This window comes from Roseateles aquatilis (assembly GCF_002205645.1).
Taxonomy (GTDB): Bacteria; Pseudomonadota; Gammaproteobacteria; order Burkholderiales; family Burkholderiaceae_C; genus Roseateles; species Roseateles aquatilis.
In genome coordinates, this window is sequence record NZ_NIOF01000008.1 from 62,112 (window position 1) to 86,104 (window position 23,993).

A 23,993-nucleotide genomic window follows, 5' to 3' on the forward strand; every position below is an offset into this window, starting at 1 on the left:
TTTCGGCCCAACCAGACACGCCTCGCAGCGCACACACCATGTCCGTGGTCGTCGATCATCTTGCCGAGTTGACTGGTTTCCGAGACCGCGATGTCATGGACGTCACGCTCGTCACGGCGCTGCGGGACCTGCTCAGCGGCCCGGTGGCGGTGGCGATCTACCGCTGCGTCGGGGAGCCCGGAGAGCAACGCTGGTTGACCCGCGCCCGCCTGAACGTCGCCGACGCCGTCGCGACGGCCGACTCGTTGTGGGTGGACCCGGAAACGCTGCCGCGCCTGGCCGATCACCCGCGCCGCCTCGAGTGCCTGACGCAGCGCAGCGTGCTGCAACAGCGCGAGGGGTCCGAATGGATCACGACGTTCCCGCTCGCGACCGAGCGCGAGATCGTCGGCGTGCTGGAGCTCCACAGCGCGCGCCGCCTCAACGCCGAGGCGCAGCGCATGGTGGCCAGCGTGCTGCGGATCTATCACAACTTCCAGGGCCTGCTGGACTACAGCGAGCGCGACACGCTGACCGGCCTGCTCAATCGCAAGACCTTCGACGAGAGCTTCCTCAAGGCCGTGTCCGAACTGCCGCTGCGCGCGCAGACGCTGGCCTGCCAGGACCGCCGCCATGTTGGCGTGCATCCCCGCTACTGGCTGGGCGTGATCGACATCGACAACTTCAAGTCGATCAACGACCGCTTCGGCCACCTGATCGGCGACGAAGTGCTGCTGCTGCTGTCGCGGTTGATGCGCAGCAGCTTCCGCTTCAACGATCTGCTGTATCGCTTCGGCGGCGAGGAATTCGTCGTGCTGATGCGCTGCGAGGACGAGGCCGACGCGGCCCACGCGTTCGAGCGCTTCCGCCTCAACACCGAGGAGTACGCCTTCCCGCAGGTCGGCCGCCTCACCGTCAGCATCGGCTTCACCCAGATCCGCGCCGGAGACTCGCCGGCGGCCGCGTTCGAGCGTGCCGACAAGGCGGTCTACCACGCCAAGGGCGCGGGCCGGAACCAGGTGCAGAGCCACGCGACGCTGGTCGCGCAGGGCAGCATGATCGAGGCCCGCCAACTGAGCGACGTCGAGCTCTTCTGATGCTCGTCTGAGTTTCTTCCGAGGTTCCCATGACCCCGCTGCGCGCGCTGTCGGCGCTGCGACTCCCGACCTTCCTCCACCCCGCGAGGGCGCTGGTGAGGACGAAGCGGCGCATCTCGGTGCTGGTCGCCGGCCTGGCCGCCGCGACCGCGATGCTGCTGGCCGGTTGCGCCAGCCCGCCGCCGGTCTCCGGTCCCGACCAGCCGGCACTGCCCGGCATCCAGGCCGCCGAGGACGGCAGCCACCAGTGGCAGGACCTCGACTGGGTCGACGCCCACCGTGATCGCGCGGTGCCGGTGCGCGTCTACTGGCCGACGGCCGAGGCGCCGCCCGGCGGCTGGCCGGTGATCGTGTTCTCGCACGGCATGGGCGGCTCGCGCCGCGGCTACAGCTACCTCGGCAGCTATTGGGCGTCACAGGGTTTCGTGGCGTTGCACGTGCAGCACATCGGCAGTGACCGGCGGCTGTGGAGCGGCGGGTTCTCGGTGACCAACTCCCTCAACCTGGTGACGCGGCTGCAGCACGCGGCGCAGCCGGAGGAGGCCATCGACCGGACGCAGGACGTGCGTTTCGCGCTCGACCAGTTGCTGGCGGGGCCGCTTGGGCCGCGGCTGGACCGTGCCCGCATGGCCATCGCCGGCCATTCCTACGGCGCCAACACCAGCCTGCTGCTGGCCGGGGCGAAGGTGCCGGCGCCGTCGCACCTGCTGGGCGCCTCGACGCCGCTGCCGGCGATGGCCGATCCGCGCTTCAAGGCGGCGATCCTGATCTCCGCACCGCCGTTCTACGGCGAGGGCGATCCCGGCGCGATCCTCTCCGGCATCGCGATTCCGACGCTGCACATCAGCGCCACCGATGACGAGATCACCATCCCCGGCTACTACTCCGGCGCCGCCGACCGGGTGCGGCTCTTCGACGCCATCGGCGGGCCCCGCAAGGCGCTGGCGATGTTCAACGGCGGGTCGCACAGCATCTTCACCGACCGGATGAACACGGGCGGGCTGGCGCTCAATCCGAAGGTCAAGGCCGCGACGCGCGAGCTCAGCCTGGCGTATCTTCGGCTGGTGCTGGACGGCCAGGACGCGCCGCTGCGCGACTGGCAGACGCGTCACGGGATGCTGCTGGCGCGCTGGCAGGCGCCTTGAGCGCCGGGTCCGGGCGTTGCTCCAGGTGGGCGCCGCGGGGTCGCGCGGGACTCAAGGACTGACCCCGTGATACTGCGTACGCGAGCCTTTCCAGGCCGCCGCGCGGTGGGCGCGCCGAGGCACGACGTGGCGCCGTCGGCACGGGCACGTGAGTCGGGACTTGCTTTTCCTGCCCAGCCCCTCTAGCGTTAGCCCCATGCGAGTGCGTCCGCAGAGGCGCGCCGCGAGAAAGTCGATGCAGTGGGGTGGACGTCCGGGGCGTTGTCATCGCTTCAAGGCCGGAGTCCGCAGGGGTGGTCTGAAAACTCGGGCGCTCAAGCCCGACCCTTCATGCGCTTGCTGACCTTTCCGGTGGCTGCTGGCCTGTTGTTGGCCGGTTGCGTCGCCTTCGTGGCGACCGCTTATGGCGAGTACCGCAGTCTTGGCGAACTCACGCGCCAGGAGGAGGTCCGCGCCCATGCGCTGCGCACGGAGCTCCTGATCAGCCGCCTGAACGGCCTGCTGATCGACCTGGAAACCGGCCAGCGCGGCTTCCTCATCACCGGCGACGTCACCTTCCTGCAGCCCTACGAGAGCGCGATCCGGGACCTGGACGCGCTGTACGCGGAGCTGAAGGCGGCGCTGGCGATCACCGGCGACCAGCAGGCCCCGGCCTTCGCGCGGCTCGACCGCTTCATCGCGGAGCGCCGCCGCCAGGTGGATCGCAACATCGACAACCGCTGGAAGCTGGGCGAGGCCGCGCTCAAGGACGTGCAAGCCTACGTCGCCGGCAAGCAGTTGATGGACGAGATCCGCGGCGAGCTGGCACGGCTGCAATCGCTGCAGCAACAACGCATTCGCGGCATCGAGACCGCCGTGGCGGAGCAGACCCGGCAGACCACGCTGCTGGCGCAGGTACTGCCGCTGGTCGGCGCGGTGATGGTGGCCACCGCGATGATGGCGTTGTGGCTGGAGCGGTCACGGCGCGATCGCGCCGAAGCCGCGCTGCGCGACAGCCACGCGGCGCTGGAGAGCGCCGTCGCCGAACGCACGCGCGAACTCAGCGAAGCGCTGGCCCGCATCCAGAGCTTCGCCGCGGAGCTGGACCGCGGCATCGAGGCCGAGCGTCGGCGGCTCGCCCGCGAGGTGCACGACCAGCTCGGCCAACTGGGCACGGCGGGCAAGATGCTGACGCTGGCGATGGCGCGCAAGATCGCGCCGGCCAGGGAGCCGATGCTCGACGAGATGCTGGGCATCGCCGACGAGGTCATCGGCGCCGCGCGGCGCATCGCCACCAGCCTGCGGCCGCCGCTGCTGGACGATTTCGGCTTCGCCGCCGCGGTGCAGCATTACGTGCAGGGTCTGCAGCGGCAGAGCGAGCTGATCGTCGATGTCGATCTGGCGCCCGACGACGAGCTGACGTCCGAGCAGCACAACCAGCTGTTCCGGCTGCTGCAGGAGGCGGCCACCAATGTGCTTCGCCATGCCGGCGCGCACCAGATGACCATCCGCTCCCACATCGACACGGGGGCCTACCTGCTGCGCATCGAGGACGACGGCGCGGGCCCGGGCCACGTGCGGGCCGATGCGTCGGGGCTGCGGAACATGCGGGAACGCGCCGTGCTGGCGGGCGGGGCGATGAGCTTCGGGCCGGGGCCGGAGCGCGGCACCCGGATCGACGTGAGCGTGCCGCTGCGCGGCCACGCCGAACCACCGACGGACGCGCCGGTCACGGCCGGCGCGACGATCGAGAACGAGGAGGGCTGGGGATGAGGTTTCTGATCGTTGACGACCACCCGATCATGCGTCTCGGCGTCAAGCAACTGATCCAGCATCAGTGGCCCGACGCGACGCTCGACGAGGCGGCGACCATCGCCGAGGCGCTGCAGCGCGGCCAGGCCAACAAGCCGGACGCGCTGGTGCTGGACCTCTCGCTGCCCGACGCCAGCGGCACCGAGGGTGCCAGCCGCATGCTGCGCGCGCTCAAGGGCGTGCCGGTGCTGGTGCTGAGCCTCAACGCGGAATCGGCCTATGCGGCGCGCCTGCTGCAGATGGGCGTGTCCGGCTACCTGCCCAAGGACAAAGCGACCGACGAGCTCGTCGTCGCGCTGCAGCGGCTGCTGCTGGGCGGCCGCTACGTGACGGCGGCGATGGCGGACCACCTGCTGGGGCTGCTCAGCGGGGCGACGCCGGGCCAATTGCCGCATGAACAGCTGTCGGCGCAGGAGCACCGCGTGATGCTGCTGATCGCCGCCGGCAAGACGCCGGCCGAGATCGCCGACACCATGCATCTGTCGGCCAAGACGGTGGGCACCTACCGCGCCCGCATCCTGGAGAAAACCGGCTGGCGCAACAACACCGAGCTCACGAAGTACTGCGTGCAGCACGGGCTGACCGACGTCCAATGAACGCTTGCCCATGGAAAGGCGGCTGTAGGTGATCGCCCGACAAACCCTGCGGACGGACCCCGACACCAGCTTGCGCGGCGCGCTGCTGATGCGGGCGCGGAGGCGGGCGGAAGATCCCGGACATGCAGTAACGACCCGTGACTGCGCGAATCCGGAGCACCGATTCATGGACATCTTTCTCGTCGAGGACTCCGCGGCCATCCGCCGGCTCCTGGCTCGCAGGCTGGAGACCCTGCCCGGCGCGCGTGTCGTGGGCGAGGCGGAGTCGGCGCCCCAGGCGATCGCGCTGATCGACTGGCTGCAGCCCCACACGGTGCTGCTGGACATGACGCTGACGGTGGGGACCGGCATCGACGTGCTGCGCGCGCTGCGCGGCAAGGGGTTCCAGGGGCGCATCCTGATGCTGACGCACCATGCGGCGGACGCCTACCGGGACCTGTGCCTGAAGGCCGGCGCCGACGGCTTCTACGACAAGGGCAGCGGCCTGGAGACGCTGTTCGGCGATCTGGATGGACTGCTGCGCGACGAAGCGGCGTCGGCCCGCGTCGCGCGTCCGGTATCGCCGCCGCGCGACACGGTGACCGGCCTGCTGGGGCAGGCGGCATTGATCGAGCGGCTCGACGAGTTGTTGCGCATGATGAATGCCGAGGCCGGCAAGGTGGCCGTGACGGTGGTGGTGCTCAACGGCCTGCAGGCGCTGCTGCGCAGCGAGGGCGTGGCGGCCGCGGCGCCGGTGCTGGTGGAGATCGGCCGGCGCCTGTCCGGCTGTGCCGGGCCGGCCGACCTGCTGGCCCGCCATGCCGACGAGCAGTTCGCGCTGGTCGTGTCCCGCGTCGCCTCGCCGGCCGAGGCCGAGGCCCTGGCGCAACGCATGCGGGACGCGCTGGACCTGCCCTTCGATCTGAACGGGCGCGCGGCGCGGCTGGCGTCGAGAGTGGGCCTGTCGACCTATCCCCGCGACGCGATCACCGCGCGCGGGCTGCTGACCCTGGCGGAATCCAGGGCCCATGGCCACCTGCTGCCCGAAAGGGGCAGCGCCGTGGTGCACTGACCGGGACACCGATGCGGGGACGGCGCGACACGCTCACCCCTCTTCGGCCGCACGCGGCCGTGGTGGCCGCGCCGTCGCCGCCTTTCGTTCCGTCCAGGCGCGGCCTGCCGCGCCTGGTGGCATGGGCGGCACTGCTGTCGGCGGGCATCCCGTCGCTGGCGGGCACGGCCACCGGCTCGGTGAGCTCGCAGACGACGGTGTCCAGCGCCTGCAACGTGTCGGGCTCGACGCTGAGCTTCGGCGGCGCGATCAACCCGATCGGCGCGGTGCCGGTCGACGCCACCTCCACGCTCACCATCGAGTGCACCGCCACGACGGCGTTCTCCGTCGCGCTGAACGCCGGCCAGAACGCCGGCGGCGCGGCCAACTTCTCGACGCGCCAGATGAAGAACGGCGCGTATGCGCTGGGGTATCAGCTGTATGTCGACGTCAACCGCACCTCGATCTGGGGCGACGGCACCGCCGGCAGCACGGTCTACAGCAGCACCGGCACCGGCGGGGTGCTGAGCGTGACGATCTACGGCCGGCTGCCGTCCCTCACGGGCACGGTGCCGGGGACCTACCTGGACACGGTGACCGTCACCGTCACCTACTGAACGCCCGGTCGGGCGAGCGAAGGACGGTGACCGCATCAGCGACGCAAGGATGGATGGGATACCGGAAGACCGGGAGATCGGACCAATGCAATCAGGGAGATGCCGATGACCTCGATCCAACGACTGCTGGCCGCCGTGCTGGCGATCGCCGGCGGGCTGCTGGCGCCACCGGCCGGCGCGGCCGACGTCAGCATCATGCCGGTCAACGTGCGGCTGGACCGCGCGAACGACCGCGCCACGGTGCAGGTCCAGAACAACGGCAACGAGGCCGTGACGATGCAGGCCGAGGGCATCCTCTGGACGCGCCAGAACGGCCAGGACGTCGACGGCCCGACCACCGACCTGCTGGTCAATCCGCCCATCTTCACGTTGCAGCCGGGGCAGCTCCAGGTGCTGCGGGTGGGCTTGCGGCGCGTGCCCGACCTGCAGCAGGAGGCGACCTACCGCATGGTGCTGCGCGAGGTCCCCGTGCCGCGCGCCAGCGACAACACGCAGGTGACCGGCGCGGTGCGGGTGCTGGTGGCGCTGCGGGTGCCGGTGTTCGTGGCGCCCACGACGGTGCGCCGCGCCGAGAGCTGGAGCGTGCAGCGCGCCGCCAGCGGCGAGACGGTGGCCACTGTGACCAACGCCGGCAATGTCCACGTCAAGGTGAGCGAGTTGCGCGTCACCGGCGCCAACGGCGAGGTGAAATCCACCGCCGTGCAGGGCGCGCAGAGCGTGGTCTTCCCCGGCGAGCAGCGCAGCTACCGCGTCCAGACGCCGGCCGGGCAACCGGGCACGGTGCAGGTCATGACGGACCAGGGGCTGCAGAACGTGGCGTCGGGTGCCGCGGGCAAGTGATGCCGGCCTGCTGCTGCTGACCGCGTGCGCGGCGGCGGCCCAGGCGCAGCAACCGCCGCCATCGCCGGCCCAGCAGGCGCAGGAGCGCGTTGCCGGCGAGCGCATGGCCGCGCAGACGCCGCGTTTCGGCGAGACGCTGTTGCTCGGCCTGAAGATCAACGGCATCGCGCAGCCGCAGACGGTGCGCGCGGTGCGGGTGCCCGAGGGCCTGGCCATTCCGCAGGCGTTGTGGACCGAGCTGAAGTTCCGCCCCCCCGCGTTGCCGCCCCGCATGATCGAGGGCGAGCTGCACATGGTCCTGGGCGACGGGCCCGCCGAGCTGATGCGCTGGCGCATCGAGGAACTGAGCCAGACGCTGGAGATCGACGCGCCGCCGCAGGCGTTCTCCGACCAGCAACTGGAGGTGGCGCGCGCCGCCACGCAGGTCACGCTGCCGTCGACCTTCGGCGTCTACGGCAACTACGACGTCCAATGGCAGCGGCGCGTGGGCGGCGACGGCAACGTCAACGGGCTGGCCGAGGTCGGCGTGCTGACGCCGGCCGGCGATCTGAGCCATCAGCAGCTGTACCGCGGCGGCACGGGCGGCGGCTGGGTGCGGCTGGACACGCGCTGGACGATGGACCGGCCGGAGCACCTGGCGAGCTGGCGGCTCGGCGACAGCGTCGCGCAGCCGGGAACCTGGGGCCAGGCGATGCGCTTCGGCGGCGTGCAGTGGAGCACCGATTTCTCGCTGCGGCCCGGCTTCCTGAGCTTCCCGCTGCCGACGCTCAAGGGCGAGGCGGCGTTGCCGTCCACCGTCGACGTCTTCGTCAACAACAGCCAGCGCCTGCAGGGGCGGGTGCAGCCGGGGCCGTTCGACATCACCGACCTGCCGCTGGTGACCGGGCAGGGAGAAATTCGCACCGTCGTGCGCGACCTGCTGGGCCGCGAGCAGGTCGTCGTGCAGCCGTACTACATCAGCCCGGCGCTGCTCAAGCCGGGGCTGTCGTCGAGCAGCGTCGAGCTGGGCTGGCTGCGCGAGAACTACGGCGTCGACAGCAATCGCTACGGGCGCGCGATGCTGGCCGGCACCTGGCGCAACGGCGTCTCCAGCGGCTTCACGCAGGAGTGGCGCGGCGAGCTGGCCGCGCGCCAGCAGGCGGTGGGCGCGTCCGGCTTGTGGCTGGTGAGCGAGCTGGGCACGCTGAGCCTGTCCGGGGTCGCCAGCCGCAGCGACGATCCCGCCGCGCGGCGCGGCGCGCTGGCCGCGGTGGGCGTGGAGCGCCAGGGCATGGACTGGAGCGGCGGGTTCCAGGTCAAGCGCGCGACGGCGGGCTTCACGCAGCTGGGCAACGCGGTGTCGCCGAAGTGGAGCGTGTCGGCGTCGATCGGCACGCAGTGGAAGCAATGGGGCCTGGGCGTCGGGCTGGTGCAGCAGGGCGCGCCGCAGCGCACGCCGACGGACAACCAACTGCAGGTGGCGTCCAAGCTGCTGTCCTTCAACGCGAGCCGCAGCCTGGGCAACTGGGGTTTCGTGGGGCTGTCGGCGCTCAAGGTCGGCGACGGCGGCGGCACGTCGATCGCCATGTTCTGGAGCCTGCTGCTGGACGACAACAAGAGCCTGTCCACCGCCTGGCAGGGGCAGCGCGGCGGCGGGCAGACGGCGCGCGACCTCTGGCAGGTGCAACTGCAGAGCAATCCGCCGGTGGGCGAAGGCGTCGGGTATCAGTTGCTGGCGGAGTCCAACGGCCGCCAGCAGGCGCAGGCGCAGTGGCAGTCGAACCGCGTGGCGCTGGATGGCGGCGTGTCGCGCATCGCCGGTCGCACCGACGTGCGGCTGGGGGCTAGCGGCGGCCTCGCGTGGATGGACGGCAGCACGTATGCGAGCCGGCGCATCGATGGCGGCTTCGCGGTGGTGCAGGTCGGCGATCAGCCGAATGTGCGGATCACCCACGACAACCAGCCGGTGGCGCGCACGGATGCGTCGGGGCGCGCGTTCCTGCCGTCGCTGCGGGGGTATCAGGTGAACCGGGTCGGCGTCGTCGCGGACGACCTGCCGCTGGACGCGGAGATCGAGGCGCTGGAGCTGCAGGTCACGCCGGCGCGGCGCAGCGCGGCGTTGATCCGCTTCCCGATCTCGCACAGCCAGACGGCGACGTTCCGCGCCGTCGACGAGGCCGGCGAGCCGCTGCCGCCCGGAACCGAGTTGCGGCTGGTGGGCGGTGCGCGCGGTTTCCCGATGGGGCTGGATGGGCGGGCGTTCCTGACGGGACTGGCCGTCGAGGCCGGCGCCGTGAATCGCGTGCGGGCGACGCTGGAGGACGGCTCGTCCTGCGAGCTCGAATTGCGCGTGCCGGCACAGGCGGCGGAGCTGCCGGATCTCGGCACGTTGACCTGCCGGCGCGTCGCCGTGCCCGCCATGGATGCCGTCTCCGTTCCAACGTCGACGGTGCCGCCCGCGACACCGTCTCCGCCATCAACACCACCCACGTCGCCCACGCCATTCACGCCGCTCAACCCGCCCGGCGCATCCGCCGCCGCGAAGGAGTCGTCATGACACAGCTTCCGTTCTTCCGTCGCCTCATCCCCGTGCGAGTCCTGTTGGCGCTGGGGCTGCTCGTCGGCGCTTCAGGCGCTCACGCACTGTGCCTGCCCGCGGTCTGTACCTGCACCGCCCAGACCACCAACCTGCTGTTCTCCAACTACAACCCGCTGGCCTACAGCACCTCCACGACCACCGGCACCGTGACCATCAAGTGCGGCGGCGTCGCCGGCCTGCTGATCCCCTTCACCATCGCGCTCAGCCAGGGCGGCGGCACCAGCTTCGCCACGCGACGGCTGGCGTTCGGCGCCCACACGCTGAGCTACAACCTGTACGCCGATTCGGCCTACACCTCGGTGTGGGGCGATGGCACCGCGTCGACGGTCACCGTCGGAGGCTCCCTGCTGCTCGACGTGCTCAGCCTGCTCGGCTCGGCCACCTACACGGTCTATGGGCAGATCCCGGCGCGTCAGGTCACGACGGTGCCCGGCGGGCCGTACACCGATGCGGTGACGGTGACGATCACGTATCAGTGATCGGTGATCGGTGAACGCCCCCCATGACCGCCGATCGAGGACCCCGCCCGTCAGCGAAAGCCGGGGGGCGGCCTCCTCATAAGTCCCCAAATCGTCGGCCGCCCCCCGGCTTCCGCCGCCTCCAGATCAAGCTCGGCAACGAATCCGAATCCGAATCCGAATCCGAGAACAGGGGGAGGTTGCCCGGTCGGGGCGGCGAGACGCGGTCGGGCTACGGAAACTCGCGGGACTTGACCACGGCGTATCGATCCATCGTCGCCATGCGCGCCGTTTCGTGTCGCACGATCGGCGCGGGGTAGTCCCGTCCCAGCATCACGCCGCAGGCGGCCAGCTCCGCGGGCTTGGCGAGCCAGGGGGCATGGATGAGCTTGGGCGGCAGCTTCGCGAGTTGCGGCAGGTAGCGCTTGATGAACTTGCCGTCGGGATCGAATTTCTCGCTCTGGCTCACCGGGTTGAAGATGCGGAAGTAGGGCTGCGCGTCGCAGCCGCTCGACGCCGCCCACTGCCAGCCGCCGTTGTTGGCCGCGAGGTCGAAGTCCAGCAGTTGCCGCGCGAAGTACGCCTCGCCGCGGCGCCAATCGATGCCCAGGTCCTTGATCAGGAAGCTGGCCGTCACCATCCGCAGCCGGTTGTGCATGTAGCCGGTCTCGTTGATCTGGTGCATCGCCGCGTCCACCAGCGGATAGCCGGTGCGGCCCTGGCACCAGGCCTCGAAATCGGCGTCGGCGTCGGGACCCTCGGCCCAGCGGATGCGGTCGTACTCGGGCCGGAAGGCGCGTTCGACGACCCGCGGGTGGTGGTGCAGCACCTGGTGGTAGAAGTCGCGCCAGATCAGCTCGGACAGCCAGGTGCGGGCCCCCTCGCCGGCGGGACCGTCCCGGTCGTCGTGCCCGCCATGGCCGCGCCGCCAGGCCTCGCGCGCGAGCTGGCGGATCGAGATCGTGCCGAAGCGCAGGTGCGTGCTCAGGTAGCTCGGGCCCTTGATGGCGGGGAAGTCGCGCGTGTCGGCGTAGCGGGCCATGCGGTCGAGGAACTCGGCGAAGAGGCGCTGCGCGCCCGCGCTGCCGCCGGTCAGCGCGGCGCTCAAGCCCGCGGGCTCGAAGCCGATGTCGCCCAGCGACGGGACGCGCTGCCCGGCCGGCGGCGTGCCGTCGGGCAGCGCGGCCAGGTGGGCGGCATGTTTCTCGATCGGATAGCTGGAGAGGAAGAACGGCGTCACCGCCTTCAGCCACGCGTTCTTGTAGGGCGTGAAGACGCCGTAGGGCTGCCGGGCGCCGGTCAGGACTTCGGAGCGCTCGAAGACGACGTGGTCCTTGAAGCTCTCGATCTGCAGGCCGCGCGCCAGCAGCGCCTCGCCGACGGCGGCGTCGCGGCGCAGCGCGTCGGGCTCGTCGTCGCGGTTGAAGTAGAGGGCGCCGGCACCCAGCGCCGCGGCCAGCGCGGGGATCTCGTCCCGGGCGACGCCGTGCCGCACGATCAGCCCCGCGCCGGGCGCGAGGGCGCCCAGGTCGGCATCCAGCACGCGCAGCGCGTCGAGGATGAATTCGACGCGCCGGTCCGCGCGCGGCAGCGCGTCGAGGATGGCGGTGTCCAGCACGAAGGCGCAGAACACGCGGCGGTGGCGGGTGAGCGCGCGGTGCAGCGCCGCGTGGTCGTCGGCGCGCAGGTCGCGGCGGAACCAGACCAGGGCGGTGTCCGGGTCGGGCGCGGGGGATGTCGTCGGGCGCGTCATGGGAGGGGAGTGTCGGTGAAATAGAATCCGCCCCTATGTCCAAGGAACGCATCGACCTGACCAACCAGTTCCTGATCGCCATGCCGGGCATGGCGGACGAGACTTTCGCCGGATCCGTCGTCTACCTGTGCGAGCACAACGAGAAGGGGGCCCTCGGCCTGGTCATCAACAAGCCGATCTCGCTGACCCTGGGCAACCTGTTCGAGAAGGTCGAGCTGGAGCTCACCGACGAATCGATGGCCGCCCGCCCGGTCTTCTACGGCGGCCCGGTCCAGACCGAGCGCGGTTTCGTGCTGCACGAGCCGCTGGACGAGCAGGGCAACCACTACAACGCGACGCTCGCCGTCCCCGGCGGGCTGGAAATGACCACCAGCCGCGACGTGCTGGAGGCGCTCTCCAGCGGCGCCGGCCCCAAGCGCGTGCTGGTCACGCTGGGCTACAGCGGCTGGGCCGCCGGGCAATTGGAGGAAGAGCTCGGCCGCAACGGGTGGATCACCGTCGACGCCACGCCCGAGATCATCTTCGACACGCCGATCGAGGAGCGCTACGAGAAGGCGCTCGCGCTGCTCGGCATCGATCCGCGCATGCTCAGCCAGGAGGCCGGGCACGCATGACGACCCTGTGCCCCCCAGTCGCTTCGCTCCTGCCCCCGAGGGGCGCTGCCCACCTTGGGGCGGCCCGGCCGACCCTGTGCCCCCCAGTCGCTTCGCTCCTGCCCCCAAGGGGCGCTACCCGCCTTGGGGCGGCCCGGCCGACCTTGTGCCCCCCAGTCGCTTCGCTCCTGCCCCCGAGGGGCGCTACCCGCCTTGGGGCGGCCCGGCCGACCCTGTGCCCCCCAGTCGCTTCGCTCCTGCCCCCGAGGGGCGCTACCCGCCTTGGGGCGGCCCGGCCGACCCTGTGCCCCCCAGTCGCTTCGCTCCTGCCCCCGAGGGGCGCTACCCGCCTTGGGGCGGCCCGGCGGCGGGCATGACCTCACGCGCCATGACCATGGCTGCTTCACCGTCCTCTTTTGCTTCTCCCCTCGCATTCGACTTCGGCACCAAACGCCTCGGCGTGGCGACCGGCAACCGGATGCTGGGCAGCGCGCGGGGGCTGCGGACGATCACCGAGCAGGGCGACGCCCGCTGGGCCGCGATCGCGGCGCTGATCCAGGAGTGGCAGCCCGACGCGCTGGTCGTCGGCGTGCCGCGCCATCCCGACGGCGCCCCGCATGAGATGACCGCCCGCGCGCAGAAATTCGCCGGCCAGCTGCGCGGCCGCCACCGGCTGCCGGTGGTCGAGGTCGACGAGCGCTACACCAGCGCGGAAGCCCAGTCCCAGGGCGCGCGCGACCTCGACGCCGCCAGCGCGGCATTGATCCTCGAACAATTTTTCCGGGAACACCCATGAGCACATTGCACCTCGATGCGCAAGCGTTGTATGCCGACCTCGTGCGCGGCGTGCAGCGCCTCCTGCAACCCGACGCGGTCCTGGTAGGCATCTGGTCGGGCGGCGCCTGGCTGGCCGAACGCCTGCAGCAGGACCTGAAGCTGGACGGATCGCACGGCGTGATCTCCAGCGCGCTGCACCGCGACGACTTCGGCTCCAAGGGCATGAACGCCAGCGCCGACCACACCAAGCTGCCCTTCGACATCGACGGCCGCCACGTCCTGCTGATCGACGACGTGCTCTACACCGGCCGCACCACGCGCGCCGTGATCAACGAGCTGTTCGACTTCGGCCGCCCGGCCAGCGTCACGCTGGCGGTGCTGGTGGACCGCGGCGGACGCGAGCTGCCGATCGAGCCCGCTTTCTCCGCCGCGCGCGTCGCGCTGGCGCCCAGCCAGCGCCTGCGCCTGGTCAAGGGCGACGGCGGCCGCTTCAGCTTCGACATGACGGGGGACTGACCACATGCTGAGCAAACGCAACCCCCAACTGAACAAGCACGGCGAGCTGATCCATCTGCTCTCCACCGAAGGCCTGCCGCGCGCGGTGCTGCACCAGATCCTGGACACGGCCGGCACCTTCCTCTCGGTCAACGACCGCGAGGTCAAGAAGGTGCCGCTGCTGCGCGGCAAGTCGGTGTTCAACCTGTTCTTCGAGAACAGCACCCGCACCCGCACCACCTTCGAGATCGCCGCCAAGCGCCTGTCCGCCGACGTCATCAACCTGGACATCGCGCGCTCCAGCACCGCCAAGGGCGAGACGCTGCTGGACACGGTGGCCAACCTGTCGGCGATGCACGCTGACATGTTCGTCGTGCGCCACAGCGAGTCCGGAGCGCCCTATCTGATCGCGCAGCACTGCGCCCCGCACGTCCACGTGGTGAATGCCGGCGACGGCCGCCACGCGCATCCGACGCAGGGCCTGCTGGACATGTACACGATCCGTCACTACAAGAAGGACTTCACCCAGCTCACCGTGGCGATCGTCGGCGACATCGTGCATTCGAGGGTGGCGCGGTCGGACATCCACGCGCTGTCGACGCTGGGCGTGCCCGAGATCCGCGCCGTCGGCCCGAAGACGCTGGTGCCGGGCGACCTCAAGGACATGGGCGTGCGCGTCTGCCACGACATGGCCGAGGGCGTGAAGGACGCCGACGTGATCATCATGCTGCGCTTGCAGAACGAGCGCATGGGCGGCGCGATGCTGCCCAGCGCCGGCGAGTACTTCAAGAGCTTCGGCCTGACGCCCGAGAAGCTGGCGCTGGCCAGGCCCGATGCGATCGTGATGCATCCGGGCCCCATCAACCGCGGCGTGGAGATCTCGTCGAGCGTGGCCGACGGCGCGCACAGCGTGATCCTGCCGCAGGTCACCTTCGGCATCGCGGTGCGCATGGCCGTGATGTCCATCCTGGCGGGGAACGAAGCATGAGCGCCGTCGCCGGACCGACCCCATGCGATCAATCCTCCCTCGCGGAGGCGGTGCTCGGCACCTGGAGGGCACGATGAAGATACTGATCCAGAACGGCCGCCTGCTGGACCCCGCGTCGGGCCTGGACCAGGCCGGCGACCTCGCCATCGCCTCGGGCCGCATCGTCGGCCTGGGCCAGGTCGGCGACTTCCACGCCGATCGCGTCATCGACGCCGCGGGCCTGGTCGTCGCGCCGGGCCTGGTGGACCTGGCCGCGCGCCTGCGCGAGCCGGGCCACGAGCACGAGGGCATGCTGGAGAGCGAGCTCGCCGCCGCGGCGGCCGGCGGCGTGACCAGCCTGGTCTGCCCGCCCGACACCGATCCGGCGCTGGACGAGCCCGGTCTGGTCGAGATGCTGAAGTTCCGCGCCCGCAAGCTCAGCCGCTGCCGGCTGTTCCCGCTGGGCGCGCTGACGCGCGGGCTGGCCGGCGAGGCGCTGACCGAGATGGCCGAGCTGACCGAGGCCGGCTGCGTCGGCTTCTCCCAGGCGCAGTCCCCGATCCGCGACACGCTGACGCTGCAGCGCGCGATGCAGTACGCCGCCAGCTTCGGCTACGCGCTGTGGCTGCATCCGCGCGACCCGTGGCTGAGCGGCGGTGTCGCCGCCAGCGGCGCGGTGGCGACGCGGCTGGGCCTGTCCGGCGAGCCGGTCGCGGCCGAGACGATCGCGCTGCACACCATCTTCGAGCTGGTCCGCGTGACCGGCGCCCGCGTCCACCTGTGCCGCCTGAGCAGCGCGGCGGGCGTGGACCTGCTGCGCCAGGCGAAGAAGGAAGGCCTGCCGGTGACGGCGGACGTGTCGATCAACTCGCTGCATCTGACCGACGTCGACATCGGCTACTTCAACCCGTCGATGCGCCTGCAGCCGCCGTTGCGCCAGCAGCGCGACCGCGCCGCGCTGCGCGCCGCGCTGGCCGACGGCACCATCGACGCGCTGGTCAGCGACCACAACCCGGTGACCGCCGACGAGAAGAACCTGCCCTTCGCCGAGGCCTCGCCCGGCGCCACCGGCCTGGAGCTGCTGCTGAGCCTGGCGTTGCGCTGGGGCAAGGACGAGGGCCTGTCGCTGGCGCACAGCCTGGACGCGATCACGTCGCGGCCGGTCAAGGTGCTGGGCGGCGCGCTCGGCTCGCTGGCGGCGAGCGCCGGCCGGCTGGTGGAGGGCGGCGTTGGCGACGTGCTGGTCTTCGACCCGGACGCCAGCGGCGCGGTGACGCCGGAGCGGCTGGTCAGCCAGGGCAAGCACACGCCGTTCTCGTTCGACATCACCGGCTTCGAGCTGCCGGGGCAGGTGCGCTACACGCTGGTGGCGGGCCAGGTGGCCTTCGAGTCGCTGGTGACCGAGGCGGAGCGGGCGCTCTGATGCGGGCGCTGGTCGGGGTCTCGCGGGCGCTGCGGATGCTCGCCCACATCGTCCGCGCGCTGTTGCTGGTGCAGTTCCGCTGGCGTGGCTACGAGCCGGAACGCCGCCGGCGCTACATCGCCTGGTGGTCCGGCAAGCTGCTGCGCATCCTGGGCGTGCGCCTGGAGGCGATCGCGCCGCAGCTCCAGGGCGCGCGGCTGATCACCGCCAATCATGTGTCCTGGCTGGACATCGCCGCGATGCACGCGGTGATCCCGGAGGCGCGGTTCGTCTCCAAGGCCGACATCCAGCATTGGCCGCTGGTCGGCGCGCTGGCGACGGCGGTGGACACGCTCTACATCGAGCGGGCCAGCAAGCGCGACGCGCTGCGCGTGGTGCACCGCGTGGCCGAGGCGCTGGCGCGTGGCGAGGCGGTCGCCGTCTTCCCCGAAGGCACGACCGGCGCCGGCCATCCGCTGCTGCCGCTGCACGCCAACCTGCTGCAGGCGGCGATCAGCACCGACACGCCGCTGCAGCCGGTGGTGCTGCGCTGGCATCAGCCGGGAATCCCGTACAGCAAGGACGCGCCCTACATCGGACAGATGACCCTGATGCAGAGCCTGTGGCTGATCCTGACCGCCAAGGACCTGGCGGTGAAGGTGGAGGCGCTGGCGCCGATGCCCACGCACGGCGCGGACCGCCGTCAGCTGGCCGAGGCGCTGGCTGGGCGCATCTCGGCGGCGCTGCCGGCGCCCTGAGGCGGCGGGCGGCCCGCCCGCCACGTGCCGCCTGCGTCAGCGACACCCCGTCGACGCGGACGGTGATCGCCGATGCAGGGGACAGCCGGATCGCGGCCGGCCCGATTTGGTGCGACGATCCGCCGATGCTGCTTGCCTTCGACGACGAACAGGAGCTGGCCACTCGACTGGCGATCGAGCTCGGCCGCCCGATGGGTCTGATCACCCGCCACCGCTTTCCCGACGGAGAGATCCGCCTGGTCCTGCCCAAGCCGCTGCCGGTCGACGTGATCGTGCTGCGCGGCCTGCAGCACCAGCCCAACGACCGCCTGGTGGAGCTGCTGATCGCCGCGCCGGCCGCGCGCGCCTGGGGGGTGCGCCGCCTGGCCCTGGTGGCGCCGTACCTGGCCTACATGCGGCAGGACATGGAGTTCACGCCCGGCGAGGCCGTCAGCCAGCGCCATGTCTCGACGCTGCTGTCGACGCAGTTCGACCGCGTCGTGACGGTGGATCCGCACTTGCACCGCATCGCGAGCCTGGACGAGGTGATGCCCGCGGGCTGCGGCGTGGCGCTGTCGGCGGCGCCGCTGCTGGGCCGCTGGATCGCGGCGCAGGTGCCGGGCGCGGTGCTGGTCGGCCCCGACGAGGAGTCCGGCCAGTGGGTCGCCGAGGCCGCGCGCGCGGGCGGGCTGACGCACGGCGTCGGCCGCAAGGTGCGCTTCGGGGACACGCAGGTGCAGCTGGCCTTCCCCGACATCGACGTGAAGGGCCGGGCGGTCGTGCTGCTCGACGACATGGCCTCGACCGGACGCACGCTGATCGGCTCGGCCCGGGAAGCGCTGGAGCGCGGCGCGACCAGCGTGGACGTGGCCGTCACGCATGCGCTGTTCAACGGCGACGCGCTGCCGTCGCTGCGTGCCGCCGGCGTGCGGCACGTCTGGAGCAGCAACGCCGTGCCGCACGAGAGCAACGCCGTGTGCGTGGCGGGGCTGATGGCGACGGCGCTGCGCCGGCATTGAGCCCGCCTGCGCGCGTCGCCGCGTCGATGCGGCGGCGCCGGCGCGGGCCGGACCGCTAGAAAGGAAAAGCCCGGCGCAGCCGGGCTTCTTCGTTCATGGCGGATGTCGCTCCGCGCCGGCCTCGGCGGCCGGCGAGGCTCACGCCTTGCCTTGATTCGCCACCGCCGCGGCGGCTTTCGCGGCGGCCTCGGCGTCGCCCAGGTAGTAGCTCTTGATGGGCTTGAGGTCCTTGTCCAGCTCGTAGACCAGCGGGATGCCGTTGGGGATGTTCACGCCCACGATGGCGTCGTCGGCGATGCCGTCCAGGTACTTCACCAGGGCGCGGATGCTGTTGCCGTGGGCCGCGATCAGCACGCGCTGGCCGGAGCGGATGGCGGGGGCGATCTCGTCGTTCCAGTAGGGCAGCACGCGGGCCACGGTGTCCTTCAGGCATTCGGTCAGCGGTACGTCCGAGGCCTGCAGGCCGGCGTAGCGGACGTCGGCGCGCTCGCTGCGCGGATCGGTGGGCTCCAGCGCCGGCGGCGGCGTGTCGTAGCTGCGGCGCCAGACCAGCACCTGCTCGTCGCCGTACTGCTTGGCCATGTCGGCCTTGTTCAGGCCCTGCAGCGCGCCGTAGTGGCGCTCGTTCAGACGCCAGCTCAGGCGCACCGGCAGCCACTGGCGGTCCATCTTGTCCAGGCAGTGCCACAGCGTCCAGATGGCGCGCTTGAGCACCGAGGTGTGGGCCACGTCGAAGTCCAGGCCGGCTTCCTTCAGCAGGCGACCCGCCTGCTGCGCCTGCGCCACGCCGGTCGGCGTCAGGTCCACGTCGGTCCAGCCGGTGAAGCGGTTTTCCAGGTTCCAGGTCGATTCGCCATGGCGGATCAGCACGAGCTTGTACATGGGGGCGGTCTTGTGTGAGGGTCGAGAAGAGGGCCGATGCCGCGGGGGCCGGCGAACCCGGCGGATTCTAGGGGCAGGCCCCCGCGCGGCCGCGCCGGCCAGCCTTCCGCAGCGGTGACGAGAGCGTTCGCGGCCGCTCTTCCTATAATCCGCGCCTTTACCAATCACCCGGGCCGCGCTTTGAAGTTCCTGATCGAAAACTGGTATCTCGTGCTGACGGCGGTGTTGTCCGGCGGCCTGCTGCTCTGGACCTCGCTGCGCGGCAAGTCCGGCGGTGTCGCCACCGCCGAGGCGGTGCGCCTGATCAACCGCGAGAAGGGCGTGCTGATCGACGTCTGCGAGCCCGAGGAATTCGCGGCCGCCCACGCCGGCGGCGCCCGCAACGTGCCGCTGTCGCAGCTGACTGGCACGGGCGCGCCCGTCAAGCAACTGCCTACCAACAAGGCCCTGCCGGTGGTGCTGATGTGCCAGACCGGCGCACGCGCGCAGCGCGCCGCTGGCATCCTGCAGAAACAGGGCTACGCGAACGCGGTCGCGGTGGCGGGCGGTCTGGCCGCCTGGCGCGAGGCGAGTTTGCCTGTCGAGAAGTCCGCGGCCTGATCGCCCTGGCGACCGCGCCGGCACGCCAGTTGCCGGCTCATGGACCCTCGACACGACTTTTGGAGAACAGGCGATGGCCGCCGTGAAGATGTATACGACCCTGGTCTGCCCGTACTGCGTGCGCGCCAAGTCGCTGCTCAAGCAGCGCGGGGTCGACCAGATCGAGGAAGTCCGCGTGGACCTCGACCCGTCGCAGCGCGACGCGATGATCCAGCAGACCGGTCGCCGCACCGTCCCGCAGATCTTCATCGGCGACACGCACGTCGGCGGCTGCGACGAACTGATCGCGCTGGACCAGCGCGGCGGACTGAAGCCGCTGCTGGCCGCCTGAACGCCGTCCCGCTTCCTCCCGCCGGTTTCGCGCGGCACCTTGGCAAGCCCTCGGAAAACTGTCGCGAACCGTCGGTCATAATGCCCGCCGCGGCCCGCCGTTGGCGGGCTCTTTCATTTGGATGACCCTCATGGCCGACGACACCAACACCCCCGTGTTCCAGATTCAGCGCATGTACCTGAAGGACCTGTCGCTGGAGCAGCCGAACGCTCCGCAGATCCTGCTGGAACAGGCGCAGCCGCAGGTCGACATCAAGCTCTCGCTGGCCGCCGAGCCGATCGCCGAGGGCCTGTTCGAGGTGAGCGTCACCGCCACCGTCACGACCAGCGTCGAGGACAAGACCCTGTTCCTGATCGAGGCCAAGCAGGCCGGCATCTTCGAGATCCGCAACCTGCCGCAGGAGCAGCTCGAAGGCATCCTGTCGATCGTCTGCCCGCAGATGATCTATCCCTACCTGCGCGCGATCGTCTCCGACGTCTGCACCCGCGCCGGCTTCCCGCCGGTGATGCTGACCGAAGTGAACTTCCAGGCGATGTTCGAAGCGCAGCAGGCGCAGCTGATGGCGCAGAACGGCGACGCCTCGGCGCCGAACTGACCCTTCGCTCGCGAACGCGCCGGCCTCGCGGACTGTTCCGCCGGCCGGCGTCTCGCTTTCAGGGCTTTCGATTTTTCGACCAAGACCGCGATGACTTCTCCGCGCATGAAGATCAGCGTGCTGGGGGCCGGTGCCTGGGGCACGGCCCTGGCCATCGCCGCCAGCGCGCGCCATGACGTGCTGCTGTGGGCCCGCGACGCCGACGCCGTGGCGGCGATGCGCGCCGCGCGCCGCAACGCGCGTTATCTGCCGGACGCGCCGCTGCCGGCGGCGCTGGCGCTCGGCGACGACCTCGACGCCGCGTTGGCCCACGGCATCAATGGCGACCACGGCCTGATCGTGATCGCCACGCCGATGGCGGGCCTGCGCGAGATGCTCGCCAGACTGCCGGCCGGCGCCCGCGCGCATTGGCTGTGTAAGGGCTTCGAGGCCGGTACCGGCCGGCTCGGCCACGAGATCGCGCGCGAGGTCGCACCGCACCTGGCCACCGGCATCCTGTCGGGACCGAGCTTCGCGCAGGAAGTGGCCGCCGGCCAGCCGACCGCGCTGGTGTCGGCGTCCAGCGATGCCGCGCTGGCCCGGCTCGGCGTGAATGCGTTCCACAGCGAGCGGCTGCGGGTCTACTCGTCGGCCGATCCGATCGGCGTGGAAGTCGGCGGCGCGGTCAAGAACGTGATGGCGATCGCGGTGGGCATCGCCGACGGCCTGCGGCTTGCCGCCGAGGCGCAAGGCCGCAAGGGCCCGGGACTGAATGCCCGCGCCGCGCTGATCACGCGCGGGCTGGCCGAGATGCAACGCCTGGCGCTCGCGCTCGGCGCGCATCCGGAGACGCTGCTGGGGCTGGCCGGCCTGGGCGACCTGGTGCTGACCGCCACCGGTGACCTGTCCCGCAACCGCCGCGTCGGCCTGCTGCTGGCCGAGGGCCTGGACCTGCCCGCCATCCTGGGCAAGCTGGGCCATGTGGCCGAGGGCGTGTACAGCGCGCCGACGGTGCTCGCGCGTGCGCGGGGCGCCGGCGTCGACATGCCGATCACGTCGGCCGTCGTCGACGTGCTGGAAGGGCGCCTGGACACGCACGGCGCGATGGACGCGCTGATGGGCCGCCAGGCCAAGGCCGAGTGGTGATGCCCGGGGCCTTGCCATGGCCGTGCCGGCGCGATGCCATGGCCTCGCCCTGGCGACGTGCCCGGGCCCTCTCCTGGGCCTGTCCCGCGGCGCCGCGGTGAAGGAGCGGGTGAGCGATGAAACGTCGTGACCTGATCGCCTCGGCGGCATTGGGCGCGCTGGCCGTGCCCGGCCTCGCCCGCGCCGACGGCGCCTGGCCGCGGCGGCCGATCCGGCTGGTCGTGCCGTTCCCGGGCGGCAGCTCGCCGGACCTCGTCGCACGCTACCTGGCGGAGCCGCTCGCGCACGCGCTCGGCCAACCCGTCGTCATCGACAACAAACCCGGCGCCGGCGGCAACATCGGCACCGGCGCGGTCGCCAAGGCGGCGCCGGACGGTCACACGCTGCTGTTCACGATCCAGGGCCCGTTGATCACCGCGCCGCTGCTGGCCAGGGCGCTGCCCTACGACCCGCGGCGCGAGCTGCGATCGATCAGCCTGGTCGCCAGCTCGCCCAACGTGCTGGTCGTGCCGCCGTCGCTGGGCGTCGACACGCTGCCCGCGTTCGTCGCGCTGGCGCGGCGGCGCGCGGGCGCGCTCAACTACGGCAGCGTCGGCAACGGCAGCGCGGCGCATCTGGCGATGGAGTCCTTCATCGCGCGCGCCGGCCTGTCCCTGGTGCATGTGCCGTATGCCGGCTTCCCGCAGGTCGTGAACGCGATGCTGGCCGGCCAGATCCACGCCGGCTTCATGGTGCCGGCGATCGCGATGCCGCAAGTGCGCGCCGGCAAGCTGAAGGCGCTGGCGGTGACCAGCGCCGGCCGCATGGCCGCGCTGTCCGAGCTGCCGACAGTGGCCGAGTCCGGTTATCCCGGCTTCGAGGCGACGTCGTGGCAGGCGCTGCTCGCGCCGGCCGGCACGCCGACGGCGATCGTGCAGCGGCTGGCGGCGGAGACGATCCGCATCGTCAAGAGCGAGGCCTTCCGCCGCGAGCTGCTGCCGCTGTTCTTCAGCGCGGCGGGGACGTCGCCGGATGGGCTCGACAGCCTGATGCGCGACGAACGCCAGCGCTGGGGCGCGCTGATCCAGCAGTTGAAGCTGGAGCGCGAGTAGGCCGGTCGCGCCGGCTCGCGACGAGCCGGGCTCAGACGCCGTCCGCGTAGCCGTTCTGCCGCCAGCCCTCGAAGACCGCCACCGCCACCGCGTTGCTGAGGTTGAGGCTGCGCTGGCCTTCGCGCATCGGCAGCCGCACGCGTTGTTCCAGGGGGAAGCTGTCGCGCAGCGCGGACGGCAGGCCGGCGGTCTCGCAACCGAAGACCAGCCAGTCGCCGGGCCGCAGCGCCACCGTCGGCAGCAAGCGGCTGCCGCGCGTGGTGAACGCGAACATCCGCGCGGGGTCCGGTTGCTCGTCGGCGACGAACCGTGCCCAGTCCGCGTGGCGCAGCACGGGCGCGTACTCGTGATAGTCCAGGCCGGCGCGTTGCAGCAGGCGGTCCTCCATCGAGAACCCCAGCGGTTCGATCAGATGCAGCCGGCAGCCGGTGTTGGCCGCGAGCCGGATCACGTTGCCGGTGTTGGGCGGGATTTCCGGATGGACCAGCACGATGTTGAACATGAGGGCGAAGCTTTCCTGTGAATCTGATGGAGGCGCGCGACGCGCGGGGCAGGCCCAATGTCGCTCGTCCAGCGTGACGCGGCTTGTCGCGCGGCCAGTGCGGCCCGCGTCACGGCGTGCGCGCCGCCACCCAGGCCTGCACGTCCGCCGCGCCCGCGCGCCGCAGCGCCAGCGCGGCCTCGTGCAGCGTGGCACCGCTGGTCATGACGTCGTCGACGATCGCGACCCGCAGCCCCTGCACCGGCTTCACGACGGCGAACGCGCCGCGCAGGTTGCCGTGGCGCTCGTCGAGCGGCAGGCGCGCCTGCTGATCGGTGTGCCGCACGCGCAGCAAGGTGTGCGCGCAAAGCCGCGATTGTCGCTGCTGGCCGGCGGGTGGGTGCATCCGCCGGGCCAGCTCATGGGCCTGGTTGTAGCCGCGCTCGCGCAGCCGCTCGGCGGACAACGGGACGGGCACGATCAGATCGACGGGCACCGCTTGCGCATGCGCCAAGGCGAGCGAGAGGCGCCCAGCCAGCAGCGACGCGAGCTCCAGCCGCTCGCCGAATTTCAGCGCCAGCAGCAGTTGGTCCCATGGGAAGGCGTAGTCCAACGCCGCCACGCAGTGCGACAGCGGCGGCGGCCGCGCCGCGCAGTGGCCGCAGCGCAGGCGGCCCGATGCCGCGCCTGGGGGCAGGCGCAGGGCGCACAGCGCGCAGCGCGGCGCCGCGTCGGGCGGGAACAGCGCTTCGCAGTCCTCGCACAGCGCGCCGCGGCACCAGCGGCGGCACAACGTGCATTGGCCGGGCCATCCCTCGCTGCGATCGATGCGCGCGCCGTGCGTGGCGACGATGCCCGATGGCGTCCTCGATCCGGCGGTCGATCCCGCGCCCGGTCCGTCCCGCGAGGCCTCTCGCGTCGCATCGTGCGGGGCATCGCGCGAGGCGGCCTCCGCGAGCCCCGATCGCGACAAGCACCAGCGCCGGACGAGGTCAAACATGGCCGCCTACAATC

Annotated in this window: 25 protein-coding genes; 21 read left to right on the top strand and 4 right to left on the bottom strand. The window is 71.5% G+C overall.

Annotation, left to right across the window (positions count from 1 at the left end; genetic code table 11):
- The first annotated feature begins 95 nt into the window (after positions 1–95).
- The 9 genes from CDN99_RS17675 to CDN99_RS17715 all read left to right on the top strand — a co-directional run bounded on the left by CDN99_RS17675 (position 96) and on the right by CDN99_RS17715 (position 10,152).
- Positions 96–1,076: a GGDEF domain-containing protein gene (locus tag CDN99_RS17675; protein WP_238139579.1), complete on the top strand. Its 981-nt coding sequence runs from the start codon at positions 96–98 to the stop codon at positions 1,074–1,076.
- A 29-nt stretch (positions 1,077–1,105) separates the two neighbouring features.
- Positions 1,106–2,221 carry an alpha/beta hydrolase family protein gene (locus CDN99_RS17680; protein ID WP_088386206.1) on the top strand — a complete coding sequence of 372 codons (1,116 nt, stop codon included), beginning with the start codon at positions 1,106–1,108 and terminating at the stop codon, positions 2,219–2,221.
- A 330-nt stretch (positions 2,222–2,551) separates the two neighbouring features.
- Positions 2,552–3,973 (top strand): CHASE3 domain-containing protein, encoded by a 1,422-nt coding sequence (locus CDN99_RS17685; RefSeq protein ID WP_088386207.1) that lies wholly within the window; start codon positions 2,552–2,554, stop codon positions 3,971–3,973.
- Complete coding sequence (locus CDN99_RS17690) at positions 3,970–4,608, top strand: response regulator (RefSeq protein WP_088386208.1); 639 nt, start codon at positions 3,970–3,972, stop codon at positions 4,606–4,608. The genes CDN99_RS17685 and CDN99_RS17690 overlap by 4 nt, the downstream gene beginning before the upstream one ends.
- A 166-nt stretch (positions 4,609–4,774) precedes the next feature.
- Positions 4,775–5,659 (top strand): response regulator, encoded by an 885-nt coding sequence (locus tag CDN99_RS17695; protein ID WP_158218874.1) that lies wholly within the window; start codon positions 4,775–4,777, stop codon positions 5,657–5,659.
- A 62-nt stretch (positions 5,660–5,721) separates the two neighbouring features.
- Positions 5,722–6,255, top strand: coding sequence for a Csu type fimbrial protein (locus tag CDN99_RS17700; protein ID WP_158218875.1), 534 nt, complete (start codon positions 5,722–5,724; stop codon positions 6,253–6,255).
- Between the two features lie 105 nt (positions 6,256–6,360).
- Positions 6,361–7,095, top strand: coding sequence for a fimbrial biogenesis chaperone (locus tag CDN99_RS17705; RefSeq protein WP_158218876.1), 735 nt, complete (start codon positions 6,361–6,363; stop codon positions 7,093–7,095).
- On the top strand, positions 7,079–9,631 hold the full coding sequence (locus tag CDN99_RS17710) for a fimbria/pilus outer membrane usher protein (RefSeq protein ID WP_088386212.1): 2,553 nt from the start codon (positions 7,079–7,081) through the stop codon (positions 9,629–9,631). The genes CDN99_RS17705 and CDN99_RS17710 overlap by 17 nt, the downstream gene beginning before the upstream one ends.
- Complete coding sequence (locus CDN99_RS17715) at positions 9,628–10,152, top strand: spore coat protein U domain-containing protein (protein WP_088386213.1); 525 nt, start codon at positions 9,628–9,630, stop codon at positions 10,150–10,152. Before CDN99_RS17710 ends, CDN99_RS17715 begins: the two co-directional genes overlap by 4 nt.
- 211 nt (positions 10,153–10,363) lie before the next feature.
- Here CDN99_RS17715 and CDN99_RS17720 read toward each other — a convergent pair whose 3' ends face one another.
- Entirely contained in the window at positions 10,364–11,884 is a 1,521-nt protein-coding gene (locus CDN99_RS17720) for a cryptochrome/photolyase family protein (protein WP_088386214.1), read from the bottom strand.
- A gap of 35 nt (positions 11,885–11,919) precedes the next feature.
- Between CDN99_RS17720 and CDN99_RS17725 the strand changes: the two genes are divergently transcribed.
- The 7 genes from CDN99_RS17725 to CDN99_RS17755 all read left to right on the top strand — a co-directional run bounded on the left by CDN99_RS17725 (position 11,920) and on the right by CDN99_RS17755 (position 17,874).
- The gene (locus tag CDN99_RS17725; RefSeq protein ID WP_088386215.1) at positions 11,920–12,498 is read left to right on the top strand and encodes a YqgE/AlgH family protein; all 579 of its coding nucleotides are present in this window, start codon (positions 11,920–11,922) and stop codon (positions 12,496–12,498) included.
- Positions 12,499–12,850: 352 nt separating this feature from the next.
- Complete coding sequence (gene ruvX / locus CDN99_RS17730) at positions 12,851–13,273, top strand: Holliday junction resolvase RuvX (RefSeq protein ID WP_088386216.1); 423 nt, start codon at positions 12,851–12,853, stop codon at positions 13,271–13,273.
- Entirely contained in the window at positions 13,270–13,770 is a 501-nt protein-coding gene (pyrR, locus tag CDN99_RS17735; RefSeq protein ID WP_088386217.1) for a bifunctional pyr operon transcriptional regulator/uracil phosphoribosyltransferase PyrR, read from the top strand. Before ruvX ends, pyrR begins: the two co-directional genes overlap by 4 nt.
- A 4-nt stretch (positions 13,771–13,774) precedes the next feature.
- The gene (locus CDN99_RS17740) at positions 13,775–14,737 is read left to right on the top strand and encodes an aspartate carbamoyltransferase catalytic subunit (protein ID WP_088386218.1); all 963 of its coding nucleotides are present in this window, start codon (positions 13,775–13,777) and stop codon (positions 14,735–14,737) included.
- A gap of 73 nt (positions 14,738–14,810) precedes the next feature.
- A complete protein-coding gene (locus tag CDN99_RS17745; protein WP_088386219.1) occupies positions 14,811–16,139 on the top strand; it encodes a dihydroorotase in 1,329 nt (442 codons plus the stop codon).
- Positions 16,139–16,876: a lysophospholipid acyltransferase family protein gene (locus CDN99_RS17750; RefSeq protein ID WP_088386220.1), complete on the top strand. Its 738-nt coding sequence runs from the start codon at positions 16,139–16,141 to the stop codon at positions 16,874–16,876. The genes CDN99_RS17745 and CDN99_RS17750 overlap by 1 nt, the downstream gene beginning before the upstream one ends.
- Positions 16,877–17,001: 125 nt before the next feature.
- Positions 17,002–17,874, top strand: coding sequence for a ribose-phosphate diphosphokinase (locus CDN99_RS17755; RefSeq protein ID WP_088386221.1), 873 nt, complete (start codon positions 17,002–17,004; stop codon positions 17,872–17,874).
- A 138-nt stretch (positions 17,875–18,012) separates the two neighbouring features.
- Here the strand turns inward: CDN99_RS17755 and gpmA are convergent, their stop codons facing one another.
- Positions 18,013–18,756, bottom strand: coding sequence for a 2,3-diphosphoglycerate-dependent phosphoglycerate mutase (gene gpmA / locus CDN99_RS17760; protein ID WP_088386222.1), 744 nt, complete (start codon positions 18,754–18,756; stop codon positions 18,013–18,015).
- 180 nt (positions 18,757–18,936) lie between these two features.
- Here gpmA and CDN99_RS17765 point away from each other — a divergent pair, with 180 nt between their 5' ends.
- The 5 genes from CDN99_RS17765 (at position 18,937) to CDN99_RS17785 (ending at position 22,498) form a co-directional block, all read left to right on the top strand.
- Positions 18,937–19,356, top strand: coding sequence for a rhodanese-like domain-containing protein (locus CDN99_RS17765; RefSeq protein WP_088386223.1), 420 nt, complete (start codon positions 18,937–18,939; stop codon positions 19,354–19,356).
- A 73-nt stretch (positions 19,357–19,429) separates the two neighbouring features.
- Entirely contained in the window at positions 19,430–19,687 is a 258-nt protein-coding gene (gene grxC, locus CDN99_RS17770; RefSeq protein ID WP_088386224.1) for a glutaredoxin 3, read from the top strand.
- Positions 19,688–19,817: 130 nt separating this feature from the next.
- Positions 19,818–20,282: a protein-export chaperone SecB gene (gene secB, locus CDN99_RS17775; protein WP_088386225.1), complete on the top strand. Its 465-nt coding sequence runs from the start codon at positions 19,818–19,820 to the stop codon at positions 20,280–20,282.
- Between the two features lie 105 nt (positions 20,283–20,387).
- The gene (locus tag CDN99_RS17780) at positions 20,388–21,407 is read left to right on the top strand and encodes an NAD(P)H-dependent glycerol-3-phosphate dehydrogenase (RefSeq protein ID WP_088386226.1); all 1,020 of its coding nucleotides are present in this window, start codon (positions 20,388–20,390) and stop codon (positions 21,405–21,407) included.
- Between the two features lie 116 nt (positions 21,408–21,523).
- Complete coding sequence (locus tag CDN99_RS17785) at positions 21,524–22,498, top strand: Bug family tripartite tricarboxylate transporter substrate binding protein (protein WP_088386227.1); 975 nt, start codon at positions 21,524–21,526, stop codon at positions 22,496–22,498.
- A gap of 31 nt (positions 22,499–22,529) precedes the next feature.
- Here CDN99_RS17785 and CDN99_RS17790 read toward each other — a convergent pair whose 3' ends face one another.
- Positions 22,530–23,000 carry a tRNA (cytidine(34)-2'-O)-methyltransferase gene (locus tag CDN99_RS17790; RefSeq protein ID WP_088386228.1) on the bottom strand — a complete coding sequence of 157 codons (471 nt, stop codon included), beginning with the start codon at positions 22,998–23,000 and terminating at the stop codon, positions 22,530–22,532.
- 109 nt (positions 23,001–23,109) lie between these two features.
- Positions 23,110–23,979 (bottom strand): ComF family protein, encoded by an 870-nt coding sequence (locus tag CDN99_RS17795; RefSeq protein ID WP_238139580.1) that lies wholly within the window; start codon positions 23,977–23,979, stop codon positions 23,110–23,112.
- Between the last annotated feature and the right edge of the window lie 14 nt (positions 23,980–23,993).

Excerpts from the sequence above, each read along its gene's own strand:
- CDN99_RS17755 (WP_088386221.1), top strand. The coding sequence starts at position 17,002 with ATGCTGCTTGCCTTCGACGACGAACAGGAGCTGGCCACTCGACTGGCG.
- CDN99_RS17680 (WP_088386206.1), top strand. The coding sequence starts at position 1,106 with ATGACCCCGCTGCGCGCGCTGTCGGCGCTGCGACTCCCGACCTTCCTC.
- CDN99_RS17745 (WP_088386219.1), top strand. The coding sequence starts at position 14,811 with ATGAAGATACTGATCCAGAACGGCCGCCTGCTGGACCCCGCGTCGGGC.
- CDN99_RS17715 (WP_088386213.1), top strand. The coding sequence starts at position 9,628 with ATGACACAGCTTCCGTTCTTCCGTCGCCTCATCCCCGTGCGAGTCCTG.
- grxC (WP_088386224.1), top strand. The coding sequence starts at position 19,430 with ATGGCCGCCGTGAAGATGTATACGACCCTGGTCTGCCCGTACTGCGTG.
- CDN99_RS17780 (WP_088386226.1), top strand. The coding sequence starts at position 20,388 with ATGAAGATCAGCGTGCTGGGGGCCGGTGCCTGGGGCACGGCCCTGGCC.
- CDN99_RS17790 (WP_088386228.1), bottom strand. The coding sequence starts at position 23,000 with ATGTTCAACATCGTGCTGGTCCATCCGGAAATCCCGCCCAACACCGGC.
- CDN99_RS17705 (WP_158218876.1), top strand. The coding sequence starts at position 6,361 with ATGACCTCGATCCAACGACTGCTGGCCGCCGTGCTGGCGATCGCCGGC.
- gpmA (WP_088386222.1), bottom strand. The coding sequence starts at position 18,756 with ATGTACAAGCTCGTGCTGATCCGCCATGGCGAATCGACCTGGAACCTG.
- CDN99_RS17695 (WP_158218874.1), top strand. The coding sequence starts at position 4,775 with ATGGACATCTTTCTCGTCGAGGACTCCGCGGCCATCCGCCGGCTCCTG.
- CDN99_RS17750 (WP_088386220.1), top strand. The coding sequence starts at position 16,139 with ATGCGGGCGCTGGTCGGGGTCTCGCGGGCGCTGCGGATGCTCGCCCAC.
- CDN99_RS17795 (WP_238139580.1), bottom strand. The coding sequence starts at position 23,979 with ATGTTTGACCTCGTCCGGCGCTGGTGCTTGTCGCGATCGGGGCTCGCG.
- pyrR (WP_088386217.1), top strand. The coding sequence starts at position 13,270 with ATGAGCACATTGCACCTCGATGCGCAAGCGTTGTATGCCGACCTCGTG.
- CDN99_RS17685 (WP_088386207.1), top strand. The coding sequence starts at position 2,552 with ATGCGCTTGCTGACCTTTCCGGTGGCTGCTGGCCTGTTGTTGGCCGGT.
- CDN99_RS17740 (WP_088386218.1), top strand. The coding sequence starts at position 13,775 with ATGCTGAGCAAACGCAACCCCCAACTGAACAAGCACGGCGAGCTGATC.
- secB (WP_088386225.1), top strand. The coding sequence starts at position 19,818 with ATGGCCGACGACACCAACACCCCCGTGTTCCAGATTCAGCGCATGTAC.
- CDN99_RS17725 (WP_088386215.1), top strand. The coding sequence starts at position 11,920 with ATGTCCAAGGAACGCATCGACCTGACCAACCAGTTCCTGATCGCCATG.
- ruvX (WP_088386216.1), top strand. The coding sequence starts at position 12,851 with ATGACCTCACGCGCCATGACCATGGCTGCTTCACCGTCCTCTTTTGCT.
- CDN99_RS17720 (WP_088386214.1), bottom strand. The coding sequence starts at position 11,884 with ATGACGCGCCCGACGACATCCCCCGCGCCCGACCCGGACACCGCCCTG.
- CDN99_RS17690 (WP_088386208.1), top strand. The coding sequence starts at position 3,970 with ATGAGGTTTCTGATCGTTGACGACCACCCGATCATGCGTCTCGGCGTC.
- CDN99_RS17785 (WP_088386227.1), top strand. The coding sequence starts at position 21,524 with ATGAAACGTCGTGACCTGATCGCCTCGGCGGCATTGGGCGCGCTGGCC.
- CDN99_RS17675 (WP_238139579.1), top strand. The coding sequence starts at position 96 with ATGGACGTCACGCTCGTCACGGCGCTGCGGGACCTGCTCAGCGGCCCG.